Source organism: Parazoarcus communis (assembly GCF_003111665.1).
Lineage (GTDB): Bacteria > Pseudomonadota > Gammaproteobacteria > Burkholderiales > Rhodocyclaceae > Parazoarcus > Parazoarcus communis_B.
Window position 1 is genome coordinate 4,030,087 of the sequence record NZ_CP022188.1, and the last position, 15,789, is coordinate 4,045,875.

The following is a 15,789-nucleotide window of genomic DNA, read 5'->3' on the forward strand; positions in this document are numbered from 1 at the left end:
CGTCATAACCAACCACGACTAGCCAACAGCAGCAGGAGAGCAAACGCGATGGGACACCTGATATTCATAATCCTGCACGCCACCGCTCTCCTATTCGGCGCAGTGCTTCTTTTTCTCACGATTCCCGCGCACTTGATCTACGCAGCGGTGCGCACTAAGAAACACGATCCCGGCGCACCACGACCGAACACCCATGTTCGATGCCCAGATTGCAAAGAGTTCGTGCGCAAAGAGGCCAAGGTGTGCAAACACTGCGGCTGCAAACTTATTCCACAAGCTTGAGGTTACTAACTTATATGCCTAAACCGATAGTTTTCGCGACCTTCGACGCTCGTCCCGATAACTGACTCTCTTCATTATTGTGAGATATGAGAGGACTCGAATGAAATCGCTAATGTCCGCAAAGCATTGGGCTTCGATCGTCGGCGCCTCAGTCTTTTGGGCGACTGCTCCTGCCGCCGCAAGTGAGCAGGACCACAAGCTAGATCGTATTTTGGAAGCCTTTTCCACATACAAACCTGTGCCCCGGAAAGATGTCGCCTGGGCTCCTTGTATCGACGAAATGGAGCGATCATCGGAAAGACGATGGGCTGCACGCAGGAATGCTGGTCCAAAGTATCACGTGATAAAGGCTGGGGAGTCGCTATTTCATCTCGGCAAGATCCACTACCTACTTATTAAAGCAGTTGATGGGTCGCGTAGCTTCAGGGTTGAGTGCTTTCAAACGACAGGGGGTGACGTGTGGAAACTCCAAGAAGTCGATTAACGAAGGTAAAACCAATGAAACCAAAGGGGTCAGAGTCGTTTGATTCCCGATGAGGTAGGATCAATCATCCACCCAAGGTCTGCCCCTCGATGACTAAACAATCATCAGACAAGTCCGACAGCGCGATTAAATGAACACCGCACTCGTGATTGCCATCCTGTCCCTCGCGGCGGGCGCTGTTGTCTTCGTAAAAATGCAACGGTGTCTGGGAAAACTGAAGCCCAACATCATCTCCCTGCAACTGACGTTCAGTGAAGCGAGCTTCCGCAACGTGCCGCAGCGCTGGGGAACGGACGGCGTTACGCGGTTCAAGGCGCACTTCGCGCTCGACTATGTCTTTCTGCTCACCTACGCGATCTTTGGCTTTTCGCTGGGTGCGTGGCTCACCAGCTACATTTCGACACCAGGCGCACTCAGCGCAGTTCTTCCGTGGCTGTTCCCGGTTGCGGCAGTCTTTGACGCTGCAGAGAACGTCCTGCATCAGAGGCTCGCGTCAGCAGATCCGGGCAGCCAACCGGAAGTGCTGTTTATCGCCGCGGGGGTGGCAGCGTCCGTGAAGTGGCTGCTCCTGCTCTCATTTGTTCCAGTCGCCGCAGTTGCCGCGTTCGCAAACGCGGGGTGAGTCTTCGCCATATCGAAAAGGGGGCGAGTTGATTCGCCCTTGCGACAGATTGGGGACGGACTCGACTCATTTCGCTCAAACGCGCAGGCTGCCAGATCATGACGTACCAACACGATATGGATGACTGCTCGGCGCCGCACCCGCAATCTCATTCCGTGAGATCAATGGGGTCTGACTCAATGCCCCCGGAACTCCCGCCATGCCTCGCGTAAAGCCTTCAACCGCAGTCCGCCCCGCAAAGGCGAAGTGGTCCCAGCAGATCACGCAGGACAGCAACGCCCTTGATCTCGAGTCCGGCGTTTTCACTCTGGAGGATCCGGTCGAGATCGCTCGATCACTCAAGCGGTCGGCGGAAGCAAGCCAGCGTCTCAAGTCCACCCCGTTTCGGGCAGCGATGTCGATGCTTTGCTTCTATATCAACCGCGCCGGAAACCAGCTCTCCGACACGCAGCGCGCTCGACTCGAATCGGCAAAAGACGAACTCCGCGTGCTGTTCGGCCGACCGCGCCGCGGAGAATGATCAAACGTGATCAAAGAGGTCCGAGTCGATTGAAATGCCCGTTCGACTCTGCCCCCTTTGACCGCCCCCACTGACAGAACCCGCTGATGCGCACCACCCATGACACTTGGGCTACGATATGCCCCATGCCGCTCCAATACGCAGATGACACGCATACGCGCCAGTGCGGTGCGCTCGAAGGAAAACGGATGGCCGGCGCTGTCGGCCCTTGGCTCCATGATCGTAATAAACAATCCATGGTTTGCCCTCCGAAACCACGGATGCCAGAAGCTGGGCGAACTCGTACGCAAACAACCCTATATTGAAATCAAGGAAGTCTCGGCTGGTGACGGTTCGGCCATCGTCCATTTGTATGTGCGCCCCATAGCCTGATTACCATGTGCGTCCGCTGCGTTAAGCCGACTCAGGCGGCGTCGACCAAGTCTGCGGACGCGCAGCGACTGGTGTTATCGCATCTGCCATGAATACAACCGCTTTTGGCCTCGTCGTTACCGGTGCATTACTGCATGCAATCTGGAACCTGTGCGCGAAAAAGGCCTCAGGCGGTCTGCCCTTCGTATGGCTGTTTGGTATCGTAAGCCTCGTTGTGTCCTTCCCCTTCGGATGGGTCGCCTGGTCCGAACACGCGCACCAACTCAGCTTTCAGGCATGGGTCGCCATCACTGCCAGCGCGGTCGTGCATGGAGGATATTCGCTTGTGCTGCAGAAGGGCTATCGTGAAAGCGACTTTTCGATTGTTTATCCATTGGCACGTGGAACGGGGCCTTTGTTCGCCGTCCTCGGTGCGATCATCGTTCTGGGTGAAGCACCCAGTCTGCGCGGCTGGCTGGGTATCCTCTCGATTCTGACCGGCATTTTCCTGATTTCCGGTGCGGCGCAGGCACTTCTCGTCCCGTCACCGACGGCCCGGGCGGGCCTGCTGTGGGGCGCCACCACAGGGCTGTTCATAGCCGGCTACACCGTCATTGACGGTTGGGCAATCAAGGCGCTCGGTATTGCACCCGTGCTCTACTACGTTCTGGTCCTCGCCTTGCGCACCGCCATGCTTGCGCCGCAGGCACTCCGCAACCCTGACAGCCTCCGCACTCAATGGTCTGCGAACGGCCGCTACATCGTTGCGGTCGGGGTACTGTCGCCTCTGGCATACGTCCTGGTCCTGTTCGCGCTGACAATCGCACCACTGAGTTACGTTGCGCCAGTTCGCGAACTCTCCATGCTGCTCGGCGTTCTGTTTGGCGCCAAGTTGCTGCGCGAGTCATTTTCGCTCTCGCGTGGCATCGGTACGGCATGTATGGTCGCCGGCGTCGTCTTGTTGGCCGGCATACAGTGAGCACAACGGACCAATGGAGCGAGACTCCACGGGTCCTTGTCAGCGCTTCAGCCCAGCCTAGAGAAACGACCTGTTTCGAGAAACGCCCTCACCGCCCGATGGCATGAGCGGCTGACAAGCATCGCGGAGTGCCCCAGGCGCAGCTCGATGTGATCGCGCAGACCATCGATGCGGGTTTCGGCGACGCTCACCACGCCGTCGTTGGGTCGCCCGAGACCGGGAAAGAGCATCCCTGCACCGAAGCTGCGCGTCCCAGCGATCATGCCTGCCTCGATGCTTGCAGGGATTACGCCCGGCGCGGCCATCCATTCCCCAAGCACCCGTCCGGTGATCCATCTCAGCACAGCAATCCTCCGCAGCACGCGTGCGCAGTGGGAGCCGGCTACCGGCGAGCCCAGCAGCACCACCCGTCGGATCCGCGCATCGCGCCGTTGTGCGAGCATCGCCAGGATAACCAGACCGCCCTGACTGTGCCCCACAAGGTGAATCGGCGCGCCCTCGATTGCCGCGACGCGCTTCGCCAGCGCGCTGGCATTGTCTGCCAGCCCCCTGCGCACTGAGGGATAGGAGAAGGTCTCGACCCGGTAGCCAGCCTCTTCGAACCAGCGGCGATGAAGTGCGAACACGATGCCGTGCATCCACAGGCCGTGGACCAGCACAACGGTGGCGCGTGAGGATGACGGGACTTGCTGTGACATGGCCGGTGCAGGATAGCGCATGTGGTGGCGTTTTCAGCTCGCAACGAGCCCCATTTCGAGCGGCGCTGATGCCGGAACCACGTGCCTCGCTCAGCCAGGCAAGGGCCAGCGACTGATCGCATCGCAGTATGTAAAATGAAGCGATCCACTGCTGACAAACGCGAAAGGTTTTATCCGCCTTTCTACGCTGAAGCGTTCATCCAGAGGGCAAACACATCATGGGCGTCCGGGTTGTTCGGTTGGGTACTCCAAGGGCTGACGGGGAAGGCACACGCATCGGCACGGTGAGGCGTCCTCCACGCGGCGTGCCCAGGAGCGAATTCGCTACGCAAAACTGGTATGACGTCTGGCTCCCCAATCTTTCACCAAGCGCTGAACTCGTCAAGCTGGCCCTGGCGGCCGAGTCGGAGAAGGACTGGAGCGCCTTCGTCAGGAAATTCCGCGCTGAAATGGCCGAGCCGGAGAAGAGCCGGGTTCTTGATCTTCTTGCGGCCCTGTCTCACGGCAGCAATTTCTCTGTCGGCTGCTACTGTGAGAATGAAGCACGTTGTCACAGGTCCGTCTTGAAAGCGCTCCTGGAAGAGCGCGGAGCCAATTTTGACAGCTGATTTCGACAGCTGATCGAGCGATTGAGATGCGCCCGCGGTTCATGCGGAAACCGCCTTCCCCCTTGTGACGCGTTCTTCCGGGACGCCCCAAACCAGCACAGGGAGGACAGATGAGCGATACGGAATCCGGTACGGACAAGCGTTCGCTGTTATCTGCGTGGAAGGACGTGGTTTCGCTGCTGCGTGACACGCTGCTGCTTTGTCTGGGCGTTCTTCTCATCGTGTTTCCCACGACGTTCAACAACATCCTGGTTGGCGCCGGCTTTGAGGAAGGCAGCGTTGTCGGGTTCAAATGGAAGTCCCGCCTCGTTGAAGCGGATCAGGCCCTGAAGGATGCGCGCGCGAGCATCACGGACCTGACGATTCAGAACGAAAAGCTGTCTGAAGCCCTGATCAAGGCCCAGGCAATGATCAATGACCCGGCCGAAGGCGAAAAGCTGGCCGAGCTTCAGGAAGAGAACAGCAGGCTCAAGCTCACATCAGAGAAAATCGAAGCCAGCGTCCAGGCCACGATCACGTCCAATGCCACCCTGGTCGAGAAAGCACAGACATCCATCGGTACGGCGAGCCAATGGGGTGTCGTCTATGGCGGCGACACGACCATTGCAGGCGCCCAGTACGAAGCCGGCCCGGTCGCCAAAAAGCTGGGGCTTCCGAACACGGGCATCTATCTTCGCCAGGGCTCCTATCGCAGCGTGGCGCTCGCATCCAGCAGAGCGGAAGCGGAGCAGTTGCTCTATCTCGCCAAGAGTCGCCGAAGCGACGCCTATGTTGTCGATATGAGCAGATGGTGCCCGCAATCAACACGAAAGGCGGACTTCCATGAATGCCTGCAGCCCTAGACCTGGACGCAGCGGGATCAAACGACTCTGACCCCTTTGATTTGACCCCTTTGATTCTGCGTTGCTTCAGCGAATCAGACGCCCGTTGCGGTCCAGGATTGAGATGTCGGTGTAATCCGAGCCGGCATGGTCGTTCTGCGCGTAGCGAATCGTCACCCCGCCGGCGTCATAGGTACCGAGGCCATTGAGGGCGGCGAGAATGCGCGAGGGCGTGGGTTCGCCTGCCCGTCTGATACCTTCCACCAGCACTTTGGCCATGACGTAGCCTTCGAGCACGGTATGGTTTGCCGAAGACTTGCTGTCGAGGCGCTTGAGGTCCTCATCAAGCTGACGCGTTACCGCGAGCGAGATCGATTGCGGCTTGGGGACGACCTGGACCACGCCAAGGCCGTGCGCAAGCGTGTTGCCGATTTTCTCAGCGACCTGCGGGCCTGCCGTCACCGACAGCGCAATCAGCATGGCCGAACTGCCGCGTTCGCGCATGTCCTTCACGAAGGCCGCGCTCGCTGCCGTGTTCGACACCATGATCACGCCGTCGGGCGTGGCCGCAACGATCTTGCCGGCAGCGGCCGCCACGTTTGCCGTACCCTTCTCATAGCCTCCGGTCGCGACGAGTTCTAGCCCCGCCTTGGAAAGCGCTGCCTGCGCGGCCTTGAGTCCATCCTCACCAAAGGGGTCGTCCTGGTGAAACACCGCCACCCGCTTGATCCCCATGATGCCCATCTGCTGCACGATGGTGTTCACTTCGGCCGCGTAGCTGGCACGCGTATGAAAGACCCTGGCCGGAACCGGTGTTCGCAGCGCCGATGCGCCCGAACGCACGCCAACCAGCGCCATGCCCGCGCGGTCCAGCGTTCCGGCCTTCAGCAAGGCATCGACGTTGCCCGTACCGACAAAACCGATCAGTGCGACCGGCGCATCACGTTCGATGAGCTCGGTGGTTTGCTTGAGCGTATCTTCAACCTTGTATCCGTCGTCCCGGCTGACAAGCCGCAGCGTGTTTCCCCTGACGCCCCCCTCGGCATTGACCCGCGCGAAATACGCCTGGATGCCGAGTTTCACATCGTTTCCAGTGGGTGCGAGGGTGCCGGTAAACGGCGCGACCTGACCGATCACGATTTCGGCCGCCGTCGCAGCGGGAATGGTGCCGGCGAGTGCGAGCGCAAACAGGGAACAGCAGAGGGATCGAAACGGATTCTTCATTATGTGTTGTCTCCTTGGTGTGGCGAATCGTGCGTCCGCGCCCGGATTATGACCGAATACCATTCCGCTGAAACAACCATATGTGGTCCTCTGCGCCTCGTGGATGCACCGCCGTGGCGTGCTCGTCTCATGAGCGGCGCATCAACAGCATCCAGCCTGCAGTGGCACCTCAAACAGCACTTCAGGCCACGGAGCATTTGCGGACAGGCACAACGTTGCACTTGACGGCACATCCCGCGCCGACGCTTACTGGAACCCTCGATAGCGTGTTGGCCGGCACAGTCGCCTGCCCACCCCGCGCAGGAGCGATGACGATGGGTTCGATCACACTCACGACCAGGATTCCGGGCCCTGCCAGCCAGTCCATCGTGGCACGGCCATGAGCGCGCCGCGCGTGCTTGAACTCGCCGGCTCTCCACACCAGATGGGCTTCGCCCACGGATGTGCGTACGCCGACGATATCCGCCGCTACACCGCCGAGCGCGTGGCACTGGCCGGCAGCGAAACCTGGACCGGACACGCGATGGATACCGACGCCGTGCTGGCACTGGCCGAAGCCTGCATCGGCGCGCACAAAGCCTACGCGCCCGACCTCATGGACGAACTGGCGGGCCTTGCGGAAGCCACAGGCCTGAGCGTCGCAGCGCTGATCGTCACCAATGGGTTCACCGATTTCATCGATCTGGTCTATGCACAAGGCGGCAGCGCGACGGCAACCCGCGCGCTTGAAGACGACTGCACCGCCTTCATCGTCCCCGACCACCTCAGCGCCGATGGCAAGGGCTGGTTCGGGCAGACCTGGGACATGCACGCTGGCTCCGGCCCCCATGTGGTGTTGCTGCGCGGCCGGCCCGACGGTGCGCCCGCCTTCATGGCCTTCAGCCTGACGGGCTGCGTCGGCATGATCGGCATGAACGACGCGGGCATCGCCGTCGGCATCAACAACCTCCTCGGCGCCGAGGGTCAGATCGGCGTCAGCTGGCCCTTCGTGGTGCGGAAAGCGCTGCAGCAGACCGACATCGACGCCGCGCTTGCATGCATCACCCGCGCCCAGCTGATGGGAGCGCACAATTTTCAGCTGTTCGACCGCCACGGCACCGGCATCAACATCGAAGCCATGCCCGGCCACTGCCATGTCACACGCAGCAATGCCGAAGCGCTGGTGCACAGCAACCACTGCCTTTCACCCGACACCCTGCGCCGCTGCCGCCCGCGCGCACCGGCATCGCAAGCGTCCAGCGAAGCCCGCCTGTCTCGCGCGCAACATCTGCTGGGCAGCACCGGGGTGACGCCGGAAGACCTGATGGCGCTCACCCGCGACCCGGCGATCTGTGTCCGGGCCACACCGCCACTCGAGATGCAGACCTGCGGTGCAGCGATCATGCAGCCGGCAAGCGGGCGGTTCTGGGCGGCACAGGGCCTGCCGAGCGAAAACGGGTACGCTCGGTTCGACATCTGAGCAGGCGCGAATCATCGAACCGGAACCCGACGCAGCAGGGTCTGGCCGGCACGATTTGCGCCGTACTCTCAGCCCGTGCCAAGGGACGCATCGCAGGGCTCTGATATGCTTTCCCGGACACGACATTGAAGGTCGAAGATGAGAAGGCTGTATTTTTCCGTTTTTCTGGCTGCGGTCCTGGCGACCACGCTGGCAGTCGTCTGGAAACCCGCACCGATCGAGACCCAGCTCCTGCGCGTGCAACTGAACAGGCAACTGCCTGAGTACGCGAACGCGCTGAGCATCGAGCCGCTCGAACTGCAGGCCTTGTTCCTCGATTACGCGAGCGATCCACTTCTTGCAGGCAAGGCCCGCCTGGCGATGCTGCGCTATCCGCAGATGACGCGGCCGGTGCTTGAACACTACGGTGCCGAACCCCTGTTTCAGCAAGCCCTCAAGGACTATGGCGATCAGGCGATCCCGCCGATCTACTACTACCTCACGCACGAACTCGCATCGGTTACGGTGCGCAGGCGTGCGGAGGATCTGGCCACTTCGGCGGAGCAGACATGGCGAAACTTCTGGGGTGAGGCAGACGAGGCCGATGTGCCGGAGACCAGCGCACCGCGTGACGCCGCCAATACCGCCATGACCCCGGAGCGCCGCGGCTGGTATGCGGTTGGTTTCATCCTCGAAGAAGGGCACGACTTTTTAGGGCAGTTTGTGGTCAAGGCGGATGGCGATGTGCACCAGGTCCAGACCGAACGCGTTCTGGAAGCGCTCAACTCATTCTTTGCGGGTGGCGTACGCGGGCTCGAATCCAAGTATCGACGCAGCGAACCCGTGGGGCTTGGCGATGTGGGCTGGGCGGGCGTCGATCTCGCAATCGGGATCAGCGCGCTCAAGGTCCTGCGCATGGGGCGTACAGCCCGAGTTGGTGCGGGAGCGCGTGCAAGCGGTCTGGCCGAACGCAGCGCGGCACTGGGCTCTTCGCTGCTGCGCGGCAGCGCAATCGGACTTCGCGTGGCCAAATACGGTGCGCCGTTCGCACTGGGCTATATCGTCCTGCGTCATCCGAGCGTGCTCAACGCCCTGTTCCGCGAGGTCGCCGAAGCGCTTGGGGCCCCCGTACCCCTGATACAGACCCTGGGGTGGACGCTCGCGCTGCTGCCGCTCCTGCTGCTAGCGCAGCTCCTGCTGCGCCCGCTTGCCGCGCTGTTGTCCGTATCATCCACCAGCCTGAGGTGGATTGAATCCGTGATCCGAGGTCGATCCCGATCCGCGATCAGGTGAACATCCGGCGCACCGAATGGCATCCTCCGGGCGCGCGCGGCGGGCACGGCCTGCCCTCGCACCCAGCATTCCCTCCCCTGACTTACTGAATGAAGGACAAGCAGAACCCATGATGGCATTGCTCCAGCGCGTGTCCGAAGCGCGCGTCGTGATTGACGGCAAGGTGGCAGGTGAGATCGGCCACGGTTTTCTGGTACTCGTCTGCGCCGAGCAGGGCGACACCACTGCCGAGGCCGACAAGCTGCTGGCCAAGGTACTCAAGCTGCGGGTGTTTTCCGACGACGCCGGCAAGATGAACCGCTCGGTGCAGGACCTTGAAGGCGGCCTGCTGATCGTCAGCCAGTTCACCCTCGCGGCCGATCTCAAGGGCGGCAATCGCCCCAGTTTCACCAACGCGGCCCCCCCTGCCCTTGGACGCGAACTGTACGAATACGTGGTGGCGCAGGCAAAGATGCTGCACCCGGTCGTTGAGACGGGCGAATTCGGTGCAGACATGAAGGTGCAGCTCATCAACGACGGTCCGGTCACCATCCCGATGCACTTCCCGCCATCGGCCAGCACCGGGCAGGCAGCCTGAGATGCAGTGCCGCCCGCCAGAAATGCGCCGAACACTGCGCCGGACTTGACCGATAACCAGTTGTGCAAGGCACAATACGACGTCCGGCGGAGAGCTTACCGTCAGGGGGCGCTGCTCGCAGTGCGACAAACATTCAATTTTCTTGGAGCTAGCCATGGAATTGCGCGTCAAGATGCTGGCTGCGGTCCTCGCCGTAGTCACCACCACTGTTGCAGCCGAAGACAAGTCGCTCAACATCTACAACTGGAACGACTACATCGCCGAGGACACCATCCCCGCCTTCGAGAAGGCGACCGGCATCAAGGTCAATTACGACCTCTACGACAGCAATGCCACGCTGCAGTCCAAGCTCCTCACCGGCAGCAGCGGTTACGACGTGGTGTACCCGAGCGTTGAATACGCGGGCAAGCAGATCCAGGCAAAGATCTTCCAGCCGCTCGACAAGAGCAAGCTGCCGAACCTGACGAACATTGACCCGGTGATTCTCAAGGCCCTGGAGGCCGCCGATCCGGGCAATCAGTACCTCGTCCCCTACATGTGGTTTACCACTGGCGTAGCGATCAACGTCGACAAGGTCACCCAGGCGCTGGGCGGCACCCTGCCCGACAATGCGTGGGACCTGCTGTTCGATCCCAAGGTGACCGAGAAACTCAAGGGCTGCGGCATCTCGATGATGGACGAAGCCAGCGATCTGGTTCCGGCTGCAATGCTCTACGCCGGCAAGGACACCAAGAAGATGGCGAGCGCGGACATCAATGCCGCCATCGAGCAGATCCGCCCGGTGCGCAAGAACGTGCGCACCTTCAATTCCTCGCCGATCGACCTCATGGCCAAGGGCAGCGTGTGCGTGGCCATGATGTTCTCGGGTGACGCGATGATCGCCGGGGACCGGGCGAAGGAATCGAATACCGGCGTCAAGGTGCAGTACATCATCCCCAAGACCGGGGCGATGATGTCGATCGACGTGATGGCGGTACCGAGCGATGCCAGGAACGTCGGCAATGCCCACGCATGGATCAACACCATGATGGACCCGAAGGTGATCGCGCAGATCTCCAACGAGACCTTCTATTTCAGCGCCAACACCGCCGCACAACCGCTGATGTCGAAAGCGCTCACCGACAATCCGATGCTCAACGTGCCCGCAGAGCTGAAGGCACTGCTGCATCCGAAGCCGGTGCTGACGCAAACCGTTCAGCGTGATCTGACGCGCGCGCTGAGCCGCTTCAAGACCGCAAAGTAAAGTCGAGCAGGAACCCGATGGTGGCACAGCAAGCGGACAAGGGCGCAGCCTACCTGCGCATCGAAGGCGTCAACAAGCGCTTCGGTCAGAATCACGTGGTGAAGGACGTTTCGCTCGAAATCGTGCGAAAGGAAATCTTCGCCCTGCTGGGCAGCTCCGGCTGCGGCAAGTCGACCCTGCTGCGCATGCTCGCAGGGCTCGAAACCCCGAGCACAGGGCGCATCGTGCTCGACGGCGAAGACCTCGCCACGGTTCAGCCCCACCATCGGCCGACCAACATGATGTTCCAGTCCTACGCGCTGTTTCCGCACCTCACGGTAGAGGACAACGTCGCTTTCGGACTGCGCCAGGAGCGCCCCCGGATCGCGCGCGACGTCATCGCCGCGCGCGTGACCAAGATGCTCGACCTGGTGCAGATGCAGCGTTTCGCGCGGCGCAAGCCGCACGAACTCTCGGGCGGACAGCAGCAGCGCGTGGCCCTGGCACGCAGTCTCGCCAAGGAACCCAAGCTGCTGCTGCTCGACGAGCCGCTGGCGGCACTGGACAAGAAGATCCGCCAGGAAACCCAGCTCGAGCTCGTCCATCTCATTGAGCGTGTCGGCGTCACCTGCATCATGGTCACCCACGACCAGGAAGAGGCAATGACAATGGCCGACCGCATTGGCGTCATGTCTGACGGCGTGTTGCTGCAGGTGGGGACACCGGACGAGATCTACGAGCATCCGAACTGCCGCTTTACCGCCGAGTTCATTGGCGAAACCAACATGTTTCATGGCCGGCTCGGCCAGCAAGGGGTTGCCTGCAGCGATTTCCCTGCACCCATCATCATCCCGCCGCTGACCGATCACGCCGATGGCAGCGACGTCTCGGTGTCGGTGCGCCCGGAGCGCATCGTGCTCGGTCGTGAGAAGCCCGAGGCGGCCGACGGCACAATGAACCAGGCCGCAGGCGAGGTGGTGGATATTGCCTATCTGGGCAGCTATTCGATCTATCACGTCCGGGTCGGCACCTCACGTACCGTCATCGCCAGCGTGCCCTCCGCACGCTGGGGCGATGCGCCGCCGCCGACCTGGGGGGATTCTGTCTGGGTGTCGTGGAAGGCACCTGCCGGGGTGGTGCTCGGGCGATGAGCACGCGCAAACTGTTCCTGCTGCGTGGCCGTTTCTGGGTCGGAATGCTGCCGTGGACCTGGCTGCTGCTGTTCTTCCTGCTGCCCTTCGTGCTGATCGTCAATGTCAGCCTGTCCACGCCCGAGCTCTCGATTCCGCCCTACGTGCCACCGCTGCACACCGCCGCCGATGGTACCGGGGTCGAGTTCGTGCCCGACCTGTCGAACTACCAGCGTCTGCAGGACGAATTCACCTCGATCGGCGAGGACGGCGCCTATCTGCTCTACCTGCGGGCCTACGGCAACTCGCTGCTGCTGGCCAGCCTGACCACGCTGTGCTGCCTGCTCATCGGCTACCCCTTCGCCTATCATATTGCGCGCGCCCGCGAATCCATCCGCAACGTGCTGCTGATGATGGTGATGCTGCCGTTCTGGACCTCGTTCCTGCTCCGCGTCTACGCCTGGATGGGCCTGCTCGACAGCAGCGAAGTGGGGCTGATCAACCAGTTGCTGCTGGGGCTGGGCATCGTCGACGCGCCCCTGCCACTGCTTTACAACACCGGCGCGGTGCTGACCGGCATGATCTACAGCTACCTGCCCTTCATGGTGCTGCCGCTGTATGCCAACCTGGTCAAGCTCGACCCGCGCCTGCTCGAGGCCGCCAGCGATCTCGGCGCGCGTCCGCTGACTACCTTCCTGTCAGTCACGCTGCCGCTGTCGCGCAACGGCATCATTGCCGGCGCGATGATGGTGTTCATCCCGGCGGTGGGCGAATTCGTGATTCCCGACCTGCTCGGCGGCGGTGACGTACAGATGATCGGCCGCAACATCTGGGACGATTTCGGCCCCAACCAGGACTGGCCGATGGCGGCTGCGGTTGCCGTGGTGATGGTGCTGCTGCTGATCGTGCCCATCATCATCTTCAACCGATCCAGCCGGCAGGAAGCGGAGGAACTGCGATGAGCGTCGCGGCAAACCGGTGGGGCGCACGCAGCTGGCTGGTGCTGGTGTTCGCCTTCCTCTACATCCCGATCCTGTGTCTGGTGGTGTTTTCCTTCACCTCGGGCGAGATCACCACGCAATTCGACGGCTTCTCGCTGCGCTGGTACGAGGCGCTGCTCGAAGACCGCGAGATCCAGTCCGCGGTGTGGCTGTCGCTGCGCATCGGCGCCATGGCGGCGACCGCCGCGGTGGTGGTCGGGTCAGCTGCGGCATTCGTGTTGACGCGTTACCGGCCTTATTTCGGCAGCAGCTTCTTCGCCGGGATGACGACGGCACCGATGGTGATGCCGGAAGTGGTGACCGGTCTGTCGCTGGTGCTGCTGTTCACCCACCCCGCCCTGTCCTTTCTCGGCGGACGCGGCGCGCTCGCGATCTGGGCCGCGCACACCACGCTGTGCGCAGCCTACGCCGCCGTACTCGTGCAGTCGCGCCTGCGCGAGGTGGACCGTTCGCTGGAAGAGGCCGCGCTCGACCTCGGCTGCCCACCGTTCAAGGTGTTCTTCATCATCACCGTGCCGGTGATCGCCCCGGCACTCATATCCGCCTGGTTGCTGACCTTCACCCTGTCCATGGACGATTTCGTGCTCGCCGCGATGCTCTCCGACCCGGGCAGCACCACACTGCCAGTGCTGATCTTCGCCCGTCTGCATCATGGCCTGAAGCCCGAGATCAACGCCCTCGCCACCATCATCGTCGTGGTTGTGTCGATCGCAGTGCTTACTGCGAACCACATGATGATGTCGTCACAACGGGCGCGGATGCGGGCGCGGGAACTCGCCCAGGGCTGATTCTTCGTGCATCTGCATGCCACGACGAGTGCGCGACTCGTCGTGCGCAAGCCCCCCGAGCGCTTGCCCGGGGCCGAGCTGCAGCGCTGAACACGCCTCGGCCGCGCCGGCGATCACATCACGCGACACCCGGAATGCACGCGGCCGCGGCGCCAGTGAGGCGCCGCGGCCGGCGAATAACAGCACATGCCGCCCGGGCCGCAGGTTTGACTGCCGGCCCGGCGCAGCATGCAGCGCTGCGACTTACTTCCGCTTCACCCAGAAATCCGCGTTACGGATGCCGAGTTTTTCGGGATCGAAGGTCGGGTCCTTGCCTTCCTTCTTCTGCTGCTCGTAGTCCTTGAGCGCAAGCAGCGCGGGCTTCTGGATGATCAGGATGGCGATGATGTTGAGCCAGGCCATGATGCCCACACCGACGTCGCCCAGATCCCATGCCGCACCGGCACTCTTTACCGAACCGTAGGTCACGGCCACCATGACGGCGATCTTGAGCACGAAGTACAGCCACGGACGGTGCACCTTGCGGTTGATGTAGGCGATGTTGGTTTCGGCCATGTAGTAGTAAGCCACGATGGTCGTGAAGGCGAAGAAGAACAGCGCCAGTGCGACGAAGGTGCTGCCGAAGCCCGGCAGAACGGATTCGACCGCGGCCTGGGTGTAGCCAGGGCCGGCTTCCATGCCCGGCAGGCCATTCACAAGCATCGCGCCGTCCGGCCCCTGCACGTTGTACATGCCGGTCGACAGCAGCATGAAGGCGGTTGCCGAGCACACGAACAGGGTGTCGATATACACCGAGAAAGCCTGCACATAGCCCTGCTTTGCCGGATGCGATACCTCGGCTGCGGCGGCGGGATGCGGGCCGGAACCCTGGCCGGCTTCGTTGGAATACACCCCGCGCTTCACGCCCCACTGCACGGCCAGGCCGAGCACCGCGCCAAAGCCCGCCTCAAGACCGAAAGCGCTCTTGAAGATCAGTGCGATCATGCCCGGCACCGCCTCGATGTTCAGCAGCACGATCACCATCGCCACCAGGATGTAGGCCAGCGCCATGAAAGGCACGACGATCTCGGCAAACAGCGCGATCCGCTTCACCCCGCCAAAGATGATGAAGCCGAGCAGCAGCACGATGCAGGTCGCGCTGACCGCGGTGTCGATACCCCACGCGTTCTGCAGACCCGAGGCGATGCTGTTGGCTTGCACGCCCGGCAGCAGCAGGCCCATCGCGATTGCGGTCGACACCGCAAAGATCCACGCGTACCACTTCTGCCCCATGCACTTCTCGATGTAGTACGCCGGGCCGCCGCGGTACATGCCCTCGTCGTCCTTCTCCTTGTAGATCTGGGCGAGGGTCGACTCAATATAGGCGGTGGAGGCGCCGAGGAAGGCCACCGTCCACATCCAGAACACCGCACCCGGGCCACCGAAGGTGATGGCGGTGGCCACACCGGCGATGTTGCCGGTACCGACCCGGCCCGACAGCGACATGGTGAGTGCCTGGAACGACGACACGCCGGCGTCCGACGCCTTGCCGGTGAAGGTCAGGCGGATCATCTCGCCAAGGCCGCGCACCTGCATGAAGCGGGTACGGATCGAAAAGTACAGACCGGCGCCAAGGCACAGATAAATCAGGGCCGGGCTCCAGATGATGCCGTTAAGCATGCTGACAAACTCATTCACTGCTGCTTCTCCGTGAAACATGACGGCAGGTTGTCCTGCGTCCAATTTATAGTTAGGTCGGATCGAAACGGACC

Annotated in this window: 17 protein-coding genes; 14 read left to right on the top strand and 3 right to left on the bottom strand. The window is 62.0% G+C overall.

Annotation, left to right across the window (positions count from 1 at the left end):
* Positions 1-48 precede the first annotated feature (48 nt).
* From CEW87_RS23070 to CEW87_RS18385, 5 genes are all read left to right on the top strand, one after another.
* On the top strand, positions 49-282 hold the full coding sequence (locus tag CEW87_RS23070) for a zinc ribbon domain-containing protein (RefSeq protein ID WP_420094120.1): 234 nt from the start codon (positions 49-51) through the stop codon (positions 280-282).
* Between the two features lie 614 nt (positions 283-896).
* On the top strand, positions 897-1,388 hold the full coding sequence (locus CEW87_RS18370; RefSeq protein ID WP_108975317.1) for a hypothetical protein: 492 nt from the start codon (positions 897-899) through the stop codon (positions 1,386-1,388).
* A 199-nt stretch (positions 1,389-1,587) separates the two neighbouring features.
* The gene (locus tag CEW87_RS18375) at positions 1,588-1,908 is read left to right on the top strand and encodes a DUF3175 domain-containing protein (RefSeq protein WP_108975319.1); all 321 of its coding nucleotides are present in this window, start codon (positions 1,588-1,590) and stop codon (positions 1,906-1,908) included.
* A gap of 216 nt (positions 1,909-2,124) precedes the next feature.
* On the top strand, positions 2,125-2,280 hold the full coding sequence (locus tag CEW87_RS23075) for an OST-HTH/LOTUS domain-containing protein (protein WP_420094147.1): 156 nt from the start codon (positions 2,125-2,127) through the stop codon (positions 2,278-2,280).
* Between the two features lie 88 nt (positions 2,281-2,368).
* Positions 2,369-3,238, top strand: coding sequence for a DMT family transporter (locus CEW87_RS18385; protein WP_108975322.1), 870 nt, complete (start codon positions 2,369-2,371; stop codon positions 3,236-3,238).
* Between the two features lie 47 nt (positions 3,239-3,285).
* Here CEW87_RS18385 and CEW87_RS18390 read toward each other — a convergent pair whose 3' ends face one another.
* Positions 3,286-3,936 (bottom strand): alpha/beta fold hydrolase, encoded by a 651-nt coding sequence (locus CEW87_RS18390; RefSeq protein WP_159098208.1) that lies wholly within the window; start codon positions 3,934-3,936, stop codon positions 3,286-3,288.
* A gap of 218 nt (positions 3,937-4,154) precedes the next feature.
* Between CEW87_RS18390 and CEW87_RS18395 the strand changes: the two genes are divergently transcribed.
* A complete protein-coding gene (locus CEW87_RS18395; protein WP_108975326.1) occupies positions 4,155-4,544 on the top strand; it encodes a DUF488 domain-containing protein in 390 nt (129 codons plus the stop codon).
* Positions 4,545-4,654: 110 nt separating this feature from the next.
* Positions 4,655-5,386 (top strand): hypothetical protein, encoded by a 732-nt coding sequence (locus CEW87_RS18400; protein ID WP_108975328.1) that lies wholly within the window; start codon positions 4,655-4,657, stop codon positions 5,384-5,386.
* Between the two features lie 66 nt (positions 5,387-5,452).
* Here the strand turns inward: CEW87_RS18400 and CEW87_RS18405 are convergent, their stop codons facing one another.
* Positions 5,453-6,589, bottom strand: a complete 1,137-nt coding sequence (locus CEW87_RS18405) for an ABC transporter substrate-binding protein (protein WP_159098209.1) — start codon at positions 6,587-6,589, stop codon at positions 5,453-5,455.
* A 379-nt stretch (positions 6,590-6,968) separates the two neighbouring features.
* On the opposite strand from CEW87_RS18405, the gene CEW87_RS18410 reads away from it, so the two are divergent.
* The 7 genes from CEW87_RS18410 to CEW87_RS18440 all read left to right on the top strand — a co-directional run bounded on the left by CEW87_RS18410 (position 6,969) and on the right by CEW87_RS18440 (position 14,038).
* Complete coding sequence (locus CEW87_RS18410) at positions 6,969-8,048, top strand: C45 family autoproteolytic acyltransferase/hydolase (RefSeq protein ID WP_108975331.1); 1,080 nt, start codon at positions 6,969-6,971, stop codon at positions 8,046-8,048.
* A 138-nt stretch (positions 8,049-8,186) separates the two neighbouring features.
* Positions 8,187-9,320 (top strand): hypothetical protein, encoded by a 1,134-nt coding sequence (locus CEW87_RS18415; protein ID WP_108975333.1) that lies wholly within the window; start codon positions 8,187-8,189, stop codon positions 9,318-9,320.
* 109 nt (positions 9,321-9,429) lie between these two features.
* On the top strand, positions 9,430-9,897 hold the full coding sequence (dtd, locus tag CEW87_RS18420; RefSeq protein WP_108948486.1) for a D-aminoacyl-tRNA deacylase: 468 nt from the start codon (positions 9,430-9,432) through the stop codon (positions 9,895-9,897).
* A 154-nt stretch (positions 9,898-10,051) separates the two neighbouring features.
* Complete coding sequence (locus CEW87_RS18425) at positions 10,052-11,140, top strand: polyamine ABC transporter substrate-binding protein (RefSeq protein WP_108975335.1); 1,089 nt, start codon at positions 10,052-10,054, stop codon at positions 11,138-11,140.
* Positions 11,141-11,157: 17 nt separating this feature from the next.
* Positions 11,158-12,270 carry an ABC transporter ATP-binding protein gene (locus CEW87_RS18430; protein WP_108975337.1) on the top strand — a complete coding sequence of 371 codons (1,113 nt, stop codon included), beginning with the start codon at positions 11,158-11,160 and terminating at the stop codon, positions 12,268-12,270.
* Positions 12,267-13,211 (top strand): ABC transporter permease subunit, encoded by a 945-nt coding sequence (locus tag CEW87_RS18435; protein WP_108948489.1) that lies wholly within the window; start codon positions 12,267-12,269, stop codon positions 13,209-13,211. Before CEW87_RS18430 ends, CEW87_RS18435 begins: the two co-directional genes overlap by 4 nt.
* The gene (locus CEW87_RS18440) at positions 13,208-14,038 is read left to right on the top strand and encodes an ABC transporter permease subunit (RefSeq protein ID WP_108975339.1); all 831 of its coding nucleotides are present in this window, start codon (positions 13,208-13,210) and stop codon (positions 14,036-14,038) included. The genes CEW87_RS18435 and CEW87_RS18440 overlap by 4 nt, the downstream gene beginning before the upstream one ends.
* A 243-nt stretch (positions 14,039-14,281) precedes the next feature.
* Here the strand turns inward: CEW87_RS18440 and CEW87_RS18445 are convergent, their stop codons facing one another.
* Positions 14,282-15,697 carry an alanine/glycine:cation symporter family protein gene (locus tag CEW87_RS18445; RefSeq protein WP_234421764.1) on the bottom strand — a complete coding sequence of 472 codons (1,416 nt, stop codon included), beginning with the start codon at positions 15,695-15,697 and terminating at the stop codon, positions 14,282-14,284.
* Positions 15,698-15,789: the final 92 nt, after the last annotated feature.